The following is a 13,966-nucleotide window of genomic DNA, read 5'->3' on the forward strand; positions in this document are numbered from 1 at the left end:
TGCGGCTTTCGATGAGGCGGTCCGAGCCACCTTCGGCGATGCGGCTTTCGATCAGGCGATCGGCACCGCCCTCGGCGACAACAGGTTGGGCGGAAGAAGCGGCGAATACGTTGGCTGCCAGTACGGAGAAAGCGAAGCTGAGGATGAGTTGGCGTTTCATGGTGGTGTGCTCCGGGGTGGTTGCTGCTTGGGTATGGAGCAGATGGTACGCAGGTGAATTTTTAAGAGAACTTCATTGACCTGATGGTAACTATCGATGCCGGCAATGGTCGGCGGCACATCCTTGGCGCCGGCCTGACAAGGCATCCTCGGCCCCGTCGCCGGCGGGTCTCGCCTGGACAAGCGGCGCTCGGTGCCAGCGTCACGTCCCGGACGGCGAGCTAGACTGACTGCATTCGGGCTCGGGCTGCCGTGCTCGGCATGCCGGGGCGCTCCCGGCCAGGAGGCGGCGGTGGATAAACGGCAAAGGCCTGGCGCCGGCCTCACACGGCGTCACTTTCTCTATGGCGGCGCCGTGCTCGGCGGTGGCCTGCTGGCCGCGCCGGCCCTGGCGCAGCAGCTCTGTCGGCCCACGGCCGGCGATATCCTCGGCCCCTATTACCGCTTCGGCGCGCCATTTCTGGCGCAGCTGGCCGGGCCGGAAGAGGCGGGCGAGCGGCTGGTGGTCAGCGGCACGGTACTCAGCGCGGACTGCCGCACGCCGATCGCCAACGCCCTGGTCGAAGTCTGGCAGGCCAACGGCGCCGGCCTGTACGACACCCAGACCCCGGGCAACTACACCGACAAGGGCCGCTTTCACCTGCGCGGCATGCTCTACACCGACGCCCAGGGCCGCTACCGCATCGAGACGGTGATGCCCGGGCGCTACCCGGTGCCGCAGAACCTGCCGGGGCTGGAGCAGTACGGCGGGATCACCCGGCCGGCGCATATCCACTTCCGGGTGATGGAGGCGCTGCACGTGCCGGTGACCCTGCAACTGTACTTCGCCGGCGACCCCCATATCGCCGAGGACCCCTGGGCCAGCCAGCACCCGGATAACGTCATCGCCCTGGAGGCGGATGGCCAGGGCCGGCGCGGGACGTTCGATATCGTGCTGGCCAGGGGGTTCTAGACCGCGCAGCGCTGCAGGCGGTGCATCTGTCAGCCAACTCGGAGGTGTGGCATGGGCCGGATCAGCAGTTGCGAATTGCTCGAGTGGCAAGCGGCGGGGCGCAGTTTCACCCTGCTGGATGTGCGCCGCGAGGCGGCACGGCTGACGGATGCGGCCGCCATCCCCGGCGCGCACTGGCATGCGCCCGAGACGCTGCTCGCCTGGAAGGATTCGGTGCCGCGGGATAGGCCGGTGGTGCTCTATTGCGCCCATGGCCGCGAAATCAGCCAGGGCATCGCCGCCACCCTCGAAGCGATGGGGCTCGATGCCCGCTACCTGATCGACGGCTTCGCCGGCTGGCGCGACGCCGGTCGGCCCACCGCGGCCCTGTAGCGCTCGGGCTTGCAGCCGGCGCTACCGCTCGCCGCCCTGCCGGTGCTTCCGGTGGCCGGCTTGGGCTATGATGCGCGCCCTCGAATCACCCGGTCCCACCCCAGGTCAGCATGTCCGGCAACGCCCTCTATACCGACCTGTCGGGTTACTACGATCTGCTCTGCGCCGATATCGACTACCAGGCGCAGAGCCACTGCGTGCATCGCCTGCAGCAGCTGTTCGGCAACGGCGGCACGCGCCACCTCGACCTGGCCTGCGGCACCGGCCCGCATGTGCGGCATTTTCTCGACGCCGGCTATGCGAGCGGCGGCCTCGACATCAATCAGCCGATGCTCGATAGAGCCGCCCTGCGCTGCCCGGAGGCACGCTTTGCCCGGCAGGACATGTGCGGCTTCAGCGCGGACGAGCCGCTGGACCTGATCACCTGCTTTCTCTACTCCATCCACTACAGCGCCAGCATCGAGCGGCTGCAGGCCTGCATCGCCAGCGTGCATGGCGCCCTGGCCGTCGGCGGGCTGTTCTGCTTCAACGCGGTGGACAAGCACAAGATCGACAACGCCTCGTTCGTCTGCCACAGCGCCGAGCATGCCGACGGCCAATTCCGCTTCGGCTCCGGCTGGCACTACCAGGGCGAGGGCGAGCGGCAGACGCTGAGGTTGCGTATCGAACGAACGGTGGCCGACGCGACCCAGGTCTGGCACGACGAACACCCCATGGTGGCGGTGAGCTTCGCCGAGCTGCAGGCGCTGCTGGCGCCGTACTTTGAGGTGCAGGTGCTGGAGCACGACTACCAGAAGCTGCTGCCCTGGGATGGCGCCTCCGGCAATGCGCTGTTCGCCTGCGTCAAGCTTTGATGGCGCGGCGCCGTCTACCCAGCTGACGCTTTGCTCATCCTCGTTGCGGCTTACCGGCCATGTGCCGCAAGAGGGGTGTGGCTAATTGCCACTTTTGCGAGCTTTGCATAGAGTGTCGCCGCTGTCGCAACGACGGCAGCTTTCAGCCAACAAGGATGAGTCGATATGAAGTTAAAAGCGGTGGGTATGGCGATGGTCTTGGCGCTGGCGGGTTGCGCCAGTTTCCCCGGCGATCAGGTAGCGGAAACCACATTGCCCTCGATGTCGAGCTATCAACAGCGCCCCGGTGTGTTCGTCGATTTCAATTTTTATCGCGGCGAGGCGGACAGCGCCACGGCCGTAGAAGTACCGCAGGGACGGGATCTGCTCAAACCGCAACTCGAAGCGGCGCTGCGCGACTCCGGGCTCTTCAGTCGCTACACCCTCGACCCGTTCCAGAAGCAGGCGGGCGACTACACCCTCAAGCTGAATGTCTACAACAGCGGCTCGGAAGGTGCGGCCATGGTCAGTGGCATGATCACCGGGTTCACTCTGGGCATCATTCCAGGCAGTGCGAAAGACGAATACACCATGACCTTGCAGGTGCTGGACGATCAGGGCCAACCGCTCCAGGTCGGACAGAACCACGATTCGGTGCGTACCTGGATGGGGCTGGTGTTCATCCCCATGATGGCTTACACCCCGGCCGAGGCCATCAACGACAGTTTCCGCCGTCAGCTCAATGCGCTGCTCAAGCAACTGCTCGACCAGCAGGTGCTTAAGTACGCCCAGGGCCGTTCGCTGCTGATGCGTGGCTGAAGCCAATCGGCGCGCCTGAGGCGCGCCGATCGTTCGCTCAGGGTTTCAACGCCTTGATGAAGGCGGGGTCCTGATACAGTTCGGCCAGCAGTTTTCGCACCAGCGGGTTGTAGGCGTTGGCGGCCGAGGGGATGGCAATGGCGCCGACGAAGCTGCTGTCCCAGACGCTGGTCACGGTCTTGCTGCTGCTGTACAGCGACACATCATCTTCGCGCAGATCGAAGTCCGCACTGATTACGCCATTACCACTGCCCATGCCGGCCGTCAGGCTGTTCTGGCGCAGGCGAACCTGCAGTTGACGTGCGGAGGACGGCGCCAACAGGCCTGCCAGTCGCAGCTCGCCTTCCAGGGCGTGTTGGACATGCTTGCTCAACGAACCCTCGGGGCTGCGAATAGGGTTGGCGCGGGCCGAAACCGAATCCTGTCCCTGATCCGCTACCACGCTCGGCGAACCCATGACGCTCAGCGGCGCTTGTTGCTTGAGGAGTTGGACGTTGTCGAAGTTAGGTTCGTAGCGGGGCATGGTCACGCCGCATCCCTGCAGAACGGCGACTGCGGTGGCCAGTAAAGCGATGCGTTTGAGCATATGAATCCCTTCGTGTGATATGTGGAGGGCGGCGATGATAGCGCAATGCTATCTAGGCGTCTCCAGGCGGTGGGAGAAGCAGCAGCAGGAAAACCGCGCCGCGTTTTCCCCGGCGTACCCCCTGCGGCGATCCCCGCGCGGCGGCAAGACGAGACTTCCCGCGCAAAAGCCGGATAATGGCGGCCATTTCGTCTCGCTGCTGTCTGGTACCCCCGCATGGAAATCAAGGTCAACTTTCTCGACAACCTCCGTCTCGAAGCCAAGTTCGATGACTTCACGGTGATTGCCGACCAGCCCATCCGCTACAAGGGCGATGGCTCGGCGCCGGGGCCGTTCGACTATTTCCTGGCCTCCTCGGCGCTGTGCGCGGCCTATTTCGTCAAGCTCTACTGCCAGACCCGCGATATCCCCACCGACAATATCCGCCTGTCGCAGAACAACATCGTCGACCCGGAAAACCGCTACCAGCAGATCTTCAAGATCCAGGTCGAGCTGCCGGCGGACATCTCCGAGAAGGATCGCCTGGGCATCCTGCGCTCCATCGACCGCTGCACGGTGAAGAAGGTGGTGCAGGCCGGCCCCGAGTTCGTCATCGAGGAGGTGGCCAACCTGGACGCCGATGCCCAGGCCCTGCTGATGCCGGCGCTGACCGCAGGCCCGGGCACGCGCATCCTCGGCAAGGACCTGCCGCTGGAGCAGACCATCGCCAATATGTCGGGCATCCTCGCCGAACTGGGGATGAAGATCGAGATCGCCTCCTGGCGCAACATAGTCCCCAATGTCTGGTCGCTGCATATCCGCGACGCCCAGTCGCCGCTGTGCTTCACCAACGGCAAGGGCGCCAGCAAGGAGAGCGCGCTGGCCTCGGCGCTGGGCGAGTTCATCGAGCGGCTGAACTGCAACTTCTTCTACAACGACCAGTTCTGGGGCGAGGAAATCGCCAATGCGCCCTTCGTGCATTACCCGAATGAGCGCTGGTTCAAGCCCGGCCCCAAGGACGCGCTGCCGGAAGAGATCCTCGACGCGCACTGCCTGGCCATCTACAACCCGGACGGCGAGCTGCGCGGCTCGCACCTGTACGACACCAACTCCGGCAACAAGGCGCGCGGCATCTGCTCGCTGCCCTTCGTGCGCCAGTCCGACGGCGAGACGGTGTACTTCCCCAGCAACCTGATCGAGAACCTGTACCTCAGTAACGGCATGAGCGCCGGCAACACTTTGGTCGAGGCGCAGGTGCAGTGCCTGTCGGAAATCTTCGAGCGCGCGGTCAAGCGCGAGATCCTGGAGAACGAGCTGGCCCTGCCGGACGTGCCGCAGCAGGTGCTGGCCAAGTACCCGGCCATCCTCGCCGGCATCCAGGGGCTGGAGGAGCAGGGCTTCCCGGTGCTGGTCAAGGACGCCTCGCTCGGCGGCGAGTTCCCGGTGATGTGCGTGACCCTGATGAACCCACGCACCGGCGGCGTGTTCGCCTCCTTCGGCGCGCACCCGAGCTTCGAGGTGGCGCTGGAGCGCAGCCTCACCGAACTGCTCCAGGGGCGCAGCTTCGAGGGCCTCAACGACCTGCCGCAGCCGACCTTCGAGAGCCAGGCGCTGACCGAGCCGAACAACTTCGTCGAGCACTTCATCGACTCCAGCGGCGTGGTGTCCTGGCGCTTCTTCAGCGCCAGGGCCGACTACGAGTTCGTCGAGTGGGACTTCTCCGGCCACGGCGAGGACTCCAACGCCCAGGAGGCCGCCACCCTGTTCGGCATCCTCGAAGGCATGGGCAAGGAGGTGTACATGGCGGTGTACGACGACCTCGGCGCCAACGCCTGCCGCATCCTGGTGCCGGGCTACTCGGAGATCTACCCGGTCGAGGACCTGATCTGGGACAACACCAACAAGGCGCTGCTGTTCCGCTCCGACATCCTCAACCTGCACAGCTTGAGCGACATGCGCCTGAGGAGCCTGCTCAAGAGCCTGGAGCAGTGCGAGGTCGACGACTACACCGACATCACCACCCTGATCGGCGTCGAGTTCGACGACAACACGGTATGGGGCCAGCTGACCATCCTCGAGCTCAAGCTGCTGATCTACCTGGCGCTGAACAAGTTCGACGAGGCCAAGGAACTGACCGAGGCCTTCCTCCAGTACAACGACAACACGGTCGAGCGCGGCCTGTTCTACCAGGCGCTCAACGTGGTGCTGGAAGTGCAGCTGGACGACGAGCTGGACATGGCCGACTTTGAGCCCAACTTCCGCCGCATGTTCGGTAACGAGCGGATGGACGCGGCCATCGGTTCGGTCAATGGCAGCGTGCGGTTTTATGGCCTGACCCCGACCAGCATGCAGCTCGAAGGCCTCGACAAGCACCTGCGCCTGATCGACAGCTACAAGAAGCTGCACGCGGCGCGGGCCAGGGCGGCTGGACTGTAACACCAAGGGACTTGAGGGGGAGCTGAACACGCGCTACGAACGATCATGCCGAGCCTGGCGTAGGGTGGATAACGCTCTTTTCATCCACCATTGGGGCGGCGGTAATCGGGCGTCTTGGTCATGTAGGGTGGAAAACCGCGCGGCGTTTTCCACCACAGCCCTTCATTCCCCAAAGCCCTGATCCTCAGGCGAGGGGCCTACGCACCAGTCCCTGCCGTAAATCCCCATTGCCACCGCCCGGTGAAAGCTCGAATAGGGCCAGTCCGCCAGGCGCTCGACGTGGCCGTGTTTCAGCGGGTTGTAGTGGATGTAATCGAAGTGGCGCTGGTAGTCCCGTTCGTCCCGGATCAGATGTTCCCAATAGCGCCGCTGCCAGATGCCACGCTCCCCACGTCTGCGCTGCGGCGCAGTGGTGGGTTCGGTGGCCGGCAAGCGTTTGGCGAAGGCGAACTTGATCACCTTCCAGCGCAGGGCAAAGTCGGCATCGTCGGGTGGCAGCGTCCACAGGCAGTGCATATGCTCGGGCAGCACCACCCAGGCGTCGATATGGAAGGGATGACGTGCCCGAGTAGCGCGCACCGTCTCGCGCAACAGGTCGATTTCGCGAATCAGCAGATCGCTGCTGCGATCGCGCAGGTTGACGGTGAAGAAGTAGGTGGCGCCGGGCGCGAGGGCGCGGCGGTAGTCGGGCATGGCGGCTCATCCTTGAGCGGTGGGATGCTTGAACCATGGTGGACAAGCTTCACGTTGTCCACCCTGCGAACTACTTGACGCTGTCCAGGCGTTTGTCGGTGAACACGCAGACCACCCCGGCGCGGTTGTACATCACCTCGTGGTTGAAGTCGCAGTAAGCGGCAGCAACGCTGAGCGCCGCTTGCTCGCTGATCAGCTGGTCGTTGTCCGGGCGGAACCAGGCCATCTGCCCGGCCTTGCAGCGCTCGGCCTGCGGATCGGTGTTGTAGATGCACAGCTTGTTGGTGACATCTTCCGGTTCCTTGTCGAAGCAGGCCGTCAGGGAAAGAGCGGCAGCGCTGAGCAGGCAGAGGCGGGTGAGGGTATGCATGTGGGGCTTCTCCGCAGTGATTAAGTCGTGCGGCTTAGGGGGGCAAAGGTGCAGAAGGTTCCCTAGGCCGATTGCGCCGAGTGTGCGGGTGAGAATCCCGTCGTTGTTCGAGCCGGCGCCGAGTGTTGCCCGGCGCCGTTGTCTGGAGTCTCAAGCCGGTTCCGCGACCCGCTCAGTCTGCAACTCCCGCTGCAGTTCCACCACCAGCGCATCGACCCGACTCAGCGCCTGCGCCACCGAGGTGGCCAGCAGCTCGCCGCCCACTTCCTGGCCCTCGATGGCGATCTGGTGCACGCGGGTGATGCCGATAAAGCCGAGGGCGGTGATCAGGCTCGCCTCCAGGTGGTTCATGTGCGCCATCGCCCCGCCGGCGTCGAAGCCGACCCCGCCGCGGGCGCTGAGGATCACGGCGTGCCGCGGCCGGTCGGACAGCAGCGGTACATAGGGATCGAGCGGCTTGCTGGCGTCGAATGCCACGGTTCTGTCGGTGCGCACTATCTGGTCGATCCAGGCCTTGAGCGCGGCCGGCATGCTGAAGTTGTACAGCGGCGCGCCGATCACCAGCACGTCCGCGGCGATCAGCTCGTCGATCAGCCGGTCGCTCTCCGTCAGGGTGTCGCGCATCCACGGCTCGCGCTGCGGCTCCGCGGTGAAGGCGGCGGCGATCCAGTCGTGGTCGATGAAAGGTGGCGGGTTCTGGCCGATGTCGCGGTAGGTGAGGCTGTCCTGTGGGCGGCGGGCCCGCCACTGGCCGACGAAGTGCTGGCTGAGGTGGCGGCTGTGCGAGCCGTGCAGGTCCTTGCCGGCGAGGCCGGGGCGGGCGCTGGCGTCCAGGTGCAGGATATGGGGCATGTCGCATCTCCTTTACGAAGTTGAACTCATCTGTGTTTCGCAGCAGACTCAGGCTAAGTTGCAGCCTGCATGGGCGACAAACGACGATTATTTTCCGTTATGGATGAGAGAGGTTCATGTATGGCGCAGCGCTGGTTACCTTCGCTATCGGCCTTGCGGGCCTTCGAGGCGGCCGCGCGCCATGAGAGCGCCAAGCGGGCCGCCGAAGAGCTCTCGGTGACCGCCACGGCGATCAGCCACCAGATCCGCGCACTGGAGGAATCGCTCGGCGTCGCGCTGTTCCTGCGCAAGCCCAGGCAGCTCGAACTGACCGCCCAGGGCCGCGAGCTGCGGCAGGCGCTGGAAACCGCCTTCGACAGCATCAGCGCCACGGTCGAACGGCTCAGCGCGGTGCCCAGTCGCCAGGCCATCACCCTCAGCACCACGCCCGCGGTGGCGATGCGTTGGCTGCTGTCCTGGGTCTGCCTGCTGCGCGAGGCCCACCCGACCATCGATCTGCGCATCCACGCCTCGCACGAGCCGGTGGCGCTGGATGGCGTCACCGCGGACATCGCCATCCGCTACGGCGACGGCCGCTGGCCGGGGCTGGTGGCGGAGAAGCTGTTCGACAACAGCTTCATCCCCACCTGCAGCCCGCTGCTCGGCCTGCACGATGCCGCCGAGCTGCCCAGGCATTCGCTGATCCACTTTCGCAACCAGGCTGCGGTTTCCTCGCCGCTGGACTGGGCCCTGTGGCAGAAGCAGGCCCAGGTGCCGGGGCTGGACGTCAACGCCGGGCTGGTCTTCTCCGACGAGACCCACGCCGTCTCGGCCGCCATCGGCGCCCAGGGCGTGGCGCTGATGAGCCGCCAGCTGATCGAGGACGAGCTGAGGGAAGGGCGCCTGGTGCAACCCTTCGGCCCGGAAATTGAGGGCAAGCCGTTCTTTCTGGTGTACCCGGAAAGCCGCAGGAACGATCCGACCATTCGGGCGGTGAGGGATTGGGTGATGGCGGTGCCGGGTGGGTTGTGTACCTTGTAGGCTGCTGAGTTAGGGACGCTCCGAAATAGTCGTCATTCCCGCGAAGGCGGGACAGCGGCTTTATCGCTGAACAGCGCTTGCGCTGGCCCGAAGGGGAATAATCCAGAACGTCCGGAGTACCTGGGCTCCCGCCTTCGCGGGAGTGACGGTATATCGCCTTTCCAGAACTGCCCTAGAGGTGACTTTGGTAGTGCAAGGGGGGATGGCTATCCGGGCTATTGAGTGAATCCGCCGCTTCTTTATTGTCTGGACTAACGGTTCCGCCCTTACGGCGGGTCACTTTTGGCATTGCCCGGATGGCCGGCCCCGCCAAAAGTAACCAAGAGGTCTTGCCCCTTGCATCCGGCCCGACTCGTCGGGTTCCCTCGCTCCATCGTTGCTCCAGGGGCCCGCCGCGAAGGGCCGTCCCTGGCCCTTTACACCTTTCGCCGCATCCCCGCGTTCGGGCGTCCGGATCGTAGGGTGGATGACGCTTTTTTCATCCACCATCAGCGGTGATCCGGGATGTTCGCTACAAGCGCTCAACGCGGGGGATATCAGGGCGTGGTCCTGGTATCAGTAGGTGCTGTACTTCTTATCGACCTTACGTTTTTCCAGCGTGTAGGCAGCGAGGTCGATTTCGCCGCTGGCGAGGCGTTCGTCCAGCGCACTCACTTCGCGATCCTGCAGCTTGGCGACATGCGCCTTGGTGGCATGGTAATTGATCGTTTCGGATGCGTCGTAACCGCTGACCGGGTCCCACAGGATCGACAGCGGCCAGAACAGCAGGTTGACCACGCCCAGCCCATATTCGCGGCCATAGAAGGAGCCGCCACCGGGCAGCAAACCAAGAGCGGCAGCGGTGCCCGGGTTCTTTTCCTGAACCGCCTGCCCGCGAGCTTCGTATTGGCGCAGCTCTGTCTTCTGCTGGGAGTTCAAGCCACTTGCGCAGCCGGAACACAGAACGACCAGACCCATGGCCAACAACATACGTTGCGCTTTCATGCGCTTACTCCTTTTTCCTTGTTTATTTGATGGCGCTGTAAAAGCGCGGCGCGATGATATCACTTTGATATCCATTGGCCAGGTGGGGACGGCTTGGTGTACATACGCCGCTTCTTTATCGTCTGGACTAACGGTTCCGCTCTTACGGCGGGTCACTTTTGGCATCGCCCGGATGGCCGGCCCCGCCAAAAGTAACCAACAGGTCTAGCCCCGCCATTCGGGTCTGGCTGCGCCGGACTTGACTCGCTTTGCTCACCCTGCGGGCCAGCCTGCGGCTGTTACTCCGCTGCGCTCCGTTTCCTCGCTCCATCGTTGCTCCGGGGACGGCGTAAAAGGGCCGTCCCTGGCCTTTTACGCCTTTCGCCGCATCCATGCGGCTCACCCCCTGCGCAACGATTCCGCTCGGCCTCCTGAAGGGGCGCTTGGCGTCGTCTGCGAGATTGTGGATGGAACAGCAAAAGCCGAATGCGACAGATATTGCCGGAGGTGGTTTGGTTATCACGGTGGACAAGCTTCGCGTTGTCCACCCTACAGGACCGTAACCTCGCGTTCGGGCGTCTGGATCGTAGGGTGGATGACGCTTTTTTCATCCACCATCAGCGGTTATCCGGGCTACTCGCTCCCGGTGTACATACGCCACTTCTTTATCGTCTGGACTAACGGTTCCGCCCTTACGGCGGGTTACTTCTGGCAGACGCCCCAGAAGTAACCAAGAGGTCTTGCCCCTTGCATCCGGCCCGACTTCGTCGGGTTCCCTCGCTCCATCGCTGCTCCAGAGGCCCGCCGCGAAGGGCCATCCCTGGCCCATCGCGGCTCTCGCGGCATCCATGCCGCTCAACCCCTTACACAACGATTCCACTCGGCCTCCTGATGGGGCGTTTGGCGTCGTCTGCGAGATCGTGGATGGAACAGCAAAAGCCGAATGCGACAGTTATTGCCGGAGGTGGTTTGGTTATCACGGTGGACAAGCTTCGCGTTGTCCACCTTACAGGACCGCAACCCCGCGTTCGGGCGTCCAGACCGTAGGGTGGATGACGCTTTTTTCATCCACCATCAGCGGTTATCCGGGCTACTCGCTGACGGGGCGTTTGGCGTCGTCTGTGACGATTGGCGCTCCAGAACCATAAGAAGCCGCAATGCTTTGGCTCTGCTTTTTTGGATTTTCCTACACGGACAGCTTAGGCGACTCGGTCTCTGAATCCCGTCAGGAGGCCGAGTGGAGGTGCTGTGGAGAGGGGCGTTTGGCATGGATGCCAAACGAGGAGTGATGGGCCAGGGATGGCCCTTCGCGACGACCCTCGGAACAGCACCGGAGCGAGGGGAGTTGAGCGCAGCGAAACCCGGATGTCGGGCACGCTTTCTCTTTGGTTACTTTCTCTTTTGCGCGAGCAAAGAGAAAGTGACTCGCCGTAAGGGCGAAACCGGTAATGGAGGGAACCGATAAATCGTGGACTGTCCCCAATTACCCTTAATTCGAAGCATAGGGGGAGGTTTTGAAATCTTTAATTTTTATCTTTGATAAGTTGCTCTTGGATTTTTTGCCATGCGGGGTCGCTAGCTATTATTAAACTGCATAGGTCTCCTGCGCTGTCTTTGTTGATCATTTCAAGAGTTCCAGCAGATTGGGTGCGGTAATGGTTATGCATTTTTTTAACGCGATCCAATATTGGAATTATTTGAGATGTTACTTTGTTTAGGTAGTCTTGGATGTCAGATAGAGATGTTGGTATTTTGTAGCCATTAGGGCTGCTCGCAATTATGACGCTTTCGTCTCGAAGTTTTGCAATTCCTCCAGTGCGTAGCATTTGTTGCGTGATGTCGGTGAGTCCAATACTTTTCAAGTGATCCTCTATTTCTCCCGTGCTTATATAGTTGGACATTCCTTCTAGTGTGTTTTTGAAAAGCAAAAATTTCAGTATCGCCGTTTGTAGTCTTTTAGATTGATCAGCAGATTCTGGTGTTTTAGAAAGGTAGTCATATGCGCTTTTTATAGCGATTTCGTATACCTTTCGGTCTTGGGGGTTTGATGATTTAGATTGGGGAGGTGATGTGTATCTGATTGGCCACTCAATAAACGAGCTCTGCTTTTCTCTGATTTGATCTAAATACTCCAGAGCTACATGTGGTGGGCATTTTTCTTCGTATATGTGCGCTATCGTGCCCGCATAGAAGTCTGCTACTTGAATTAATATAGAGTTATGGCTCTTTGCTGTTCCGAAGGCTGAGGTAGAGTCGATTAAATCAAATTTCCTGTTGACGTACGTTTCTAGCGAAGATTTGAATTCTGGTGATCCATGTTCATCAGCTAGTACCTCAATGGTGGGATATGTTTCGTATAGGTTTTTATATAGTATGCTGGTTCCATATTTTATGAAGGATCTTTTATGCTTAAGGCCGCTATCTGGGTATATTTCGGCTTTGTTTATTGCGATAACTTCGAGCCTTATTTCTAGCTTGGCTAGGTCTTCTAGTATTTGCTTTCTGCGGTTATGGCTTTTGTGTCTGACGTTGCTTGATTTTATTTCGCTTGTTTTGAAGTGTCTTTCTCTTATTGTTTCAGCAATTTTTTCATTTTGCTTTAAATTGTGTTCTGAGCTAATTACTGCGCATACTACATAGTATTCTGATGTTCCGTCCTTCTCTGTGTTTAAGCTTGTATTTCCCGACTCGTCGACATATGCGTAATGTTTTTCAGTAAGCATATATTCCTCGCCCATAAAAAACCCCGCACTAGGCGGGGCTTTTTATTCAGCTTCATTCCCAACATCCCTGGCAGGTGTAGGGTCAATCTACTCTGATGTCAGCGAGCCATCAATCCCAGCTCAACGCCCCACCAGTCTGATACTCGATCACTCGCGTCTCGAAGAAGTTCTTCTCCTTCTTCAGGTCCATGATCTCGCTCATCCACGGGAAGGGGTTGCTGGTGCCCGGGTATTCTTCCTTCAGGCCGATCTGGGTCAGGCGGCGGTTGGCGATGAACTTGAGGTAGTCCTCCATCATCGCCGCGTTCATGCCCAGTACGCCGCGCGGCATGGTGTCGCGGGCGTATTCGATCTCGAGCTGGGTGCCCTGCAGGATCATCTGGGTCGCTTCGTCCTTCATCTGCGCGTCCCACAGGTGCGGGTTCTCGATCTTGATCTGGTTGATCACGTCGATGCCGAAGTTCAGGTGCATGGATTCGTCGCGCAGGATGTACTGGAACTGCTCGGCGACGCCGGTCATCTTGTTGCGGCGGCCCATGGAGAGGATCTGGGTGAAGCCGCAGTAGAAGAAGATGCCTTCCAGCACGCAGTAGTAGGCGATCAGGTTGCGCAGCAGTTCCTTGTCGGTCTCCACGGTGCCGGTGTTGAACTGCGGGTCGGAGATGGCGCGGGTGTACTTCAGGCCCCAGCTGGCCTTCTTCGCCACGCTCGGGATCTCGTGGTACATGTTGAAGATCTCGCCTTCGTCCATGCCCAGCGATTCGATGCAGTACTGGTAGGCGTGGGTGTGGATCGCCTCTTCGAAGGCCTGGCGCAGGATGTACTGGCGGCATTCGGGGTTGGTGATCAGGCGGTACACGGCCAGGGCCAGGTTGTTGGCCACCAGGGAGTCGGCGGTGGAGAAGAAGCCGAGGTTGCGCATGACGATGCGGCGCTCGTCCTCGGTGAGGCCGTCGGCGCTCTTCCACAGGGCGATGTCGGCGTTCATGTTGACCTCTTGCGGCATCCAGTGGTTGGCGCAGCCGTCGAGGTATTTCTGCCAGGCCCAGTCGTACTTGAAGGGCACCAGCTGGTTGAGGTCGGCGCGGGCGTTGATCATGCGCTTCTGGTCGACCTGTACGCGGGCGGCGGAACCTTCCAGTTCGTCCAGGCCTTCCTGGATGTCGAGCTGGTCGAGCGCGGCCTTGGCGCGGGCGACCGCGGCGCTGT

General features: G+C 61.5%; 13 protein-coding genes. 6 read left to right on the forward strand and 7 right to left on the reverse strand.

Annotated elements, in window-relative coordinates; genetic code table 11:
* The first annotated feature begins 451 nt into the window (after positions 1-451).
* The 4 genes from N878_RS25555 to N878_RS25570 all read left to right on the forward strand — a co-directional run bounded on the left by N878_RS25555 (position 452) and on the right by N878_RS25570 (position 3,135).
* Positions 452-1,111, forward strand: coding sequence for a twin-arginine translocation signal domain-containing protein (locus tag N878_RS25555; protein ID WP_031304207.1), 660 nt, complete (start codon positions 452-454; stop codon positions 1,109-1,111).
* A 51-nt stretch (positions 1,112-1,162) separates the two neighbouring features.
* A complete protein-coding gene (locus N878_RS25560; RefSeq protein ID WP_021446310.1) occupies positions 1,163-1,483 on the forward strand; it encodes a rhodanese-like domain-containing protein in 321 nt (106 codons plus the stop codon).
* A gap of 110 nt (positions 1,484-1,593) precedes the next feature.
* On the forward strand, positions 1,594-2,337 hold the full coding sequence (locus tag N878_RS25565) for a class I SAM-dependent methyltransferase (RefSeq protein ID WP_021446311.1): 744 nt from the start codon (positions 1,594-1,596) through the stop codon (positions 2,335-2,337).
* A gap of 165 nt (positions 2,338-2,502) precedes the next feature.
* Positions 2,503-3,135 carry a hypothetical protein gene (locus N878_RS25570; protein ID WP_031304209.1) on the forward strand — a complete coding sequence of 211 codons (633 nt, stop codon included), beginning with the start codon at positions 2,503-2,505 and terminating at the stop codon, positions 3,133-3,135.
* Positions 3,136-3,172: 37 nt separating this feature from the next.
* Here N878_RS25570 and N878_RS25575 read toward each other — a convergent pair whose 3' ends face one another.
* Entirely contained in the window at positions 3,173-3,721 is a 549-nt protein-coding gene (locus N878_RS25575) for a hypothetical protein (RefSeq protein WP_021446313.1), read from the reverse strand.
* A 216-nt stretch (positions 3,722-3,937) separates the two neighbouring features.
* Here N878_RS25575 and N878_RS25580 point away from each other — a divergent pair, with 216 nt between their 5' ends.
* Positions 3,938-6,136, forward strand: a complete 2,199-nt coding sequence (locus N878_RS25580) for an OsmC domain/YcaO domain-containing protein (protein ID WP_021446314.1) — start codon at positions 3,938-3,940, stop codon at positions 6,134-6,136.
* A 162-nt stretch (positions 6,137-6,298) separates the two neighbouring features.
* Here the strand turns inward: N878_RS25580 and N878_RS25585 are convergent, their stop codons facing one another.
* From N878_RS25585 to N878_RS25595, 3 genes are all read right to left on the reverse strand, one after another.
* Positions 6,299-6,829, reverse strand: a complete 531-nt coding sequence (locus N878_RS25585; RefSeq protein WP_021446315.1) for a transposase — start codon at positions 6,827-6,829, stop codon at positions 6,299-6,301.
* A 70-nt stretch (positions 6,830-6,899) separates the two neighbouring features.
* Complete coding sequence (locus N878_RS25590; protein ID WP_021446316.1) at positions 6,900-7,199, reverse strand: hypothetical protein; 300 nt, start codon at positions 7,197-7,199, stop codon at positions 6,900-6,902.
* A gap of 150 nt (positions 7,200-7,349) precedes the next feature.
* The gene (locus N878_RS25595) at positions 7,350-8,051 is read right to left on the reverse strand and encodes an FMN-dependent NADH-azoreductase (protein WP_021446317.1); all 702 of its coding nucleotides are present in this window, start codon (positions 8,049-8,051) and stop codon (positions 7,350-7,352) included.
* 120 nt (positions 8,052-8,171) lie between these two features.
* On the opposite strand from N878_RS25595, the gene N878_RS25600 reads away from it, so the two are divergent.
* Positions 8,172-9,071 (forward strand): LysR substrate-binding domain-containing protein, encoded by a 900-nt coding sequence (locus tag N878_RS25600; RefSeq protein WP_021446318.1) that lies wholly within the window; start codon positions 8,172-8,174, stop codon positions 9,069-9,071.
* A gap of 555 nt (positions 9,072-9,626) precedes the next feature.
* Here the strand turns inward: N878_RS25600 and N878_RS25605 are convergent.
* From N878_RS25605 to N878_RS25610, 3 genes are all read right to left on the reverse strand, one after another.
* On the reverse strand, positions 9,627-10,055 hold the full coding sequence (locus tag N878_RS25605) for a hypothetical protein (protein WP_021446319.1): 429 nt from the start codon (positions 10,053-10,055) through the stop codon (positions 9,627-9,629).
* Between the two features lie 1,502 nt (positions 10,056-11,557).
* Complete coding sequence (locus tag N878_RS27885; RefSeq protein ID WP_082457961.1) at positions 11,558-12,772, reverse strand: DUF3800 domain-containing protein; 1,215 nt, start codon at positions 12,770-12,772, stop codon at positions 11,558-11,560.
* A 94-nt stretch (positions 12,773-12,866) separates the two neighbouring features.
* Positions 12,867-13,966, reverse strand: a 1,100-nt coding sequence (locus tag N878_RS25610) for a ribonucleotide-diphosphate reductase subunit beta (RefSeq protein WP_021446321.1), incomplete at its 5' end; no start/stop codon positions are given.

Source organism: Pseudomonas sp. EGD-AK9 (assembly GCF_000465935.2).
In the GTDB taxonomy this organism is placed as follows: domain Bacteria; phylum Pseudomonadota; class Gammaproteobacteria; order Pseudomonadales; family Pseudomonadaceae; genus Aquipseudomonas.

What these genes read in the sequence shown, in the direction of transcription:
- N878_RS25560 (WP_021446310.1), top strand. Translation starts at nt 1,163, where the DNA reads ATGGGCCGGATCAGCAGTTGCGAATTGCTCGAGTGGCAAGCGGCGGGG.
- N878_RS25565 (WP_021446311.1), top strand. Translation starts at nt 1,594, where the DNA reads ATGTCCGGCAACGCCCTCTATACCGACCTGTCGGGTTACTACGATCTG.
- N878_RS25570 (WP_031304209.1), top strand. Translation starts at nt 2,503, where the DNA reads ATGAAGTTAAAAGCGGTGGGTATGGCGATGGTCTTGGCGCTGGCGGGT.
- N878_RS25575 (WP_021446313.1), bottom strand. Translation starts at nt 3,721, where the DNA reads ATGCTCAAACGCATCGCTTTACTGGCCACCGCAGTCGCCGTTCTGCAG.
- N878_RS25580 (WP_021446314.1), top strand. Translation starts at nt 3,938, where the DNA reads ATGGAAATCAAGGTCAACTTTCTCGACAACCTCCGTCTCGAAGCCAAG.
- N878_RS25585 (WP_021446315.1), bottom strand. Translation starts at nt 6,829, where the DNA reads ATGCCCGACTACCGCCGCGCCCTCGCGCCCGGCGCCACCTACTTCTTC.
- N878_RS25590 (WP_021446316.1), bottom strand. Translation starts at nt 7,199, where the DNA reads ATGCATACCCTCACCCGCCTCTGCCTGCTCAGCGCTGCCGCTCTTTCC.
- N878_RS25595 (WP_021446317.1), bottom strand. Translation starts at nt 8,051, where the DNA reads ATGCCCCATATCCTGCACCTGGACGCCAGCGCCCGCCCCGGCCTCGCC.
- N878_RS25600 (WP_021446318.1), top strand. Translation starts at nt 8,172, where the DNA reads ATGGCGCAGCGCTGGTTACCTTCGCTATCGGCCTTGCGGGCCTTCGAG.
- N878_RS25605 (WP_021446319.1), bottom strand. Translation starts at nt 10,055, where the DNA reads ATGAAAGCGCAACGTATGTTGTTGGCCATGGGTCTGGTCGTTCTGTGT.
- N878_RS27885 (WP_082457961.1), bottom strand. Translation starts at nt 12,772, where the DNA reads ATGGGCGAGGAATATATGCTTACTGAAAAACATTACGCATATGTCGAC.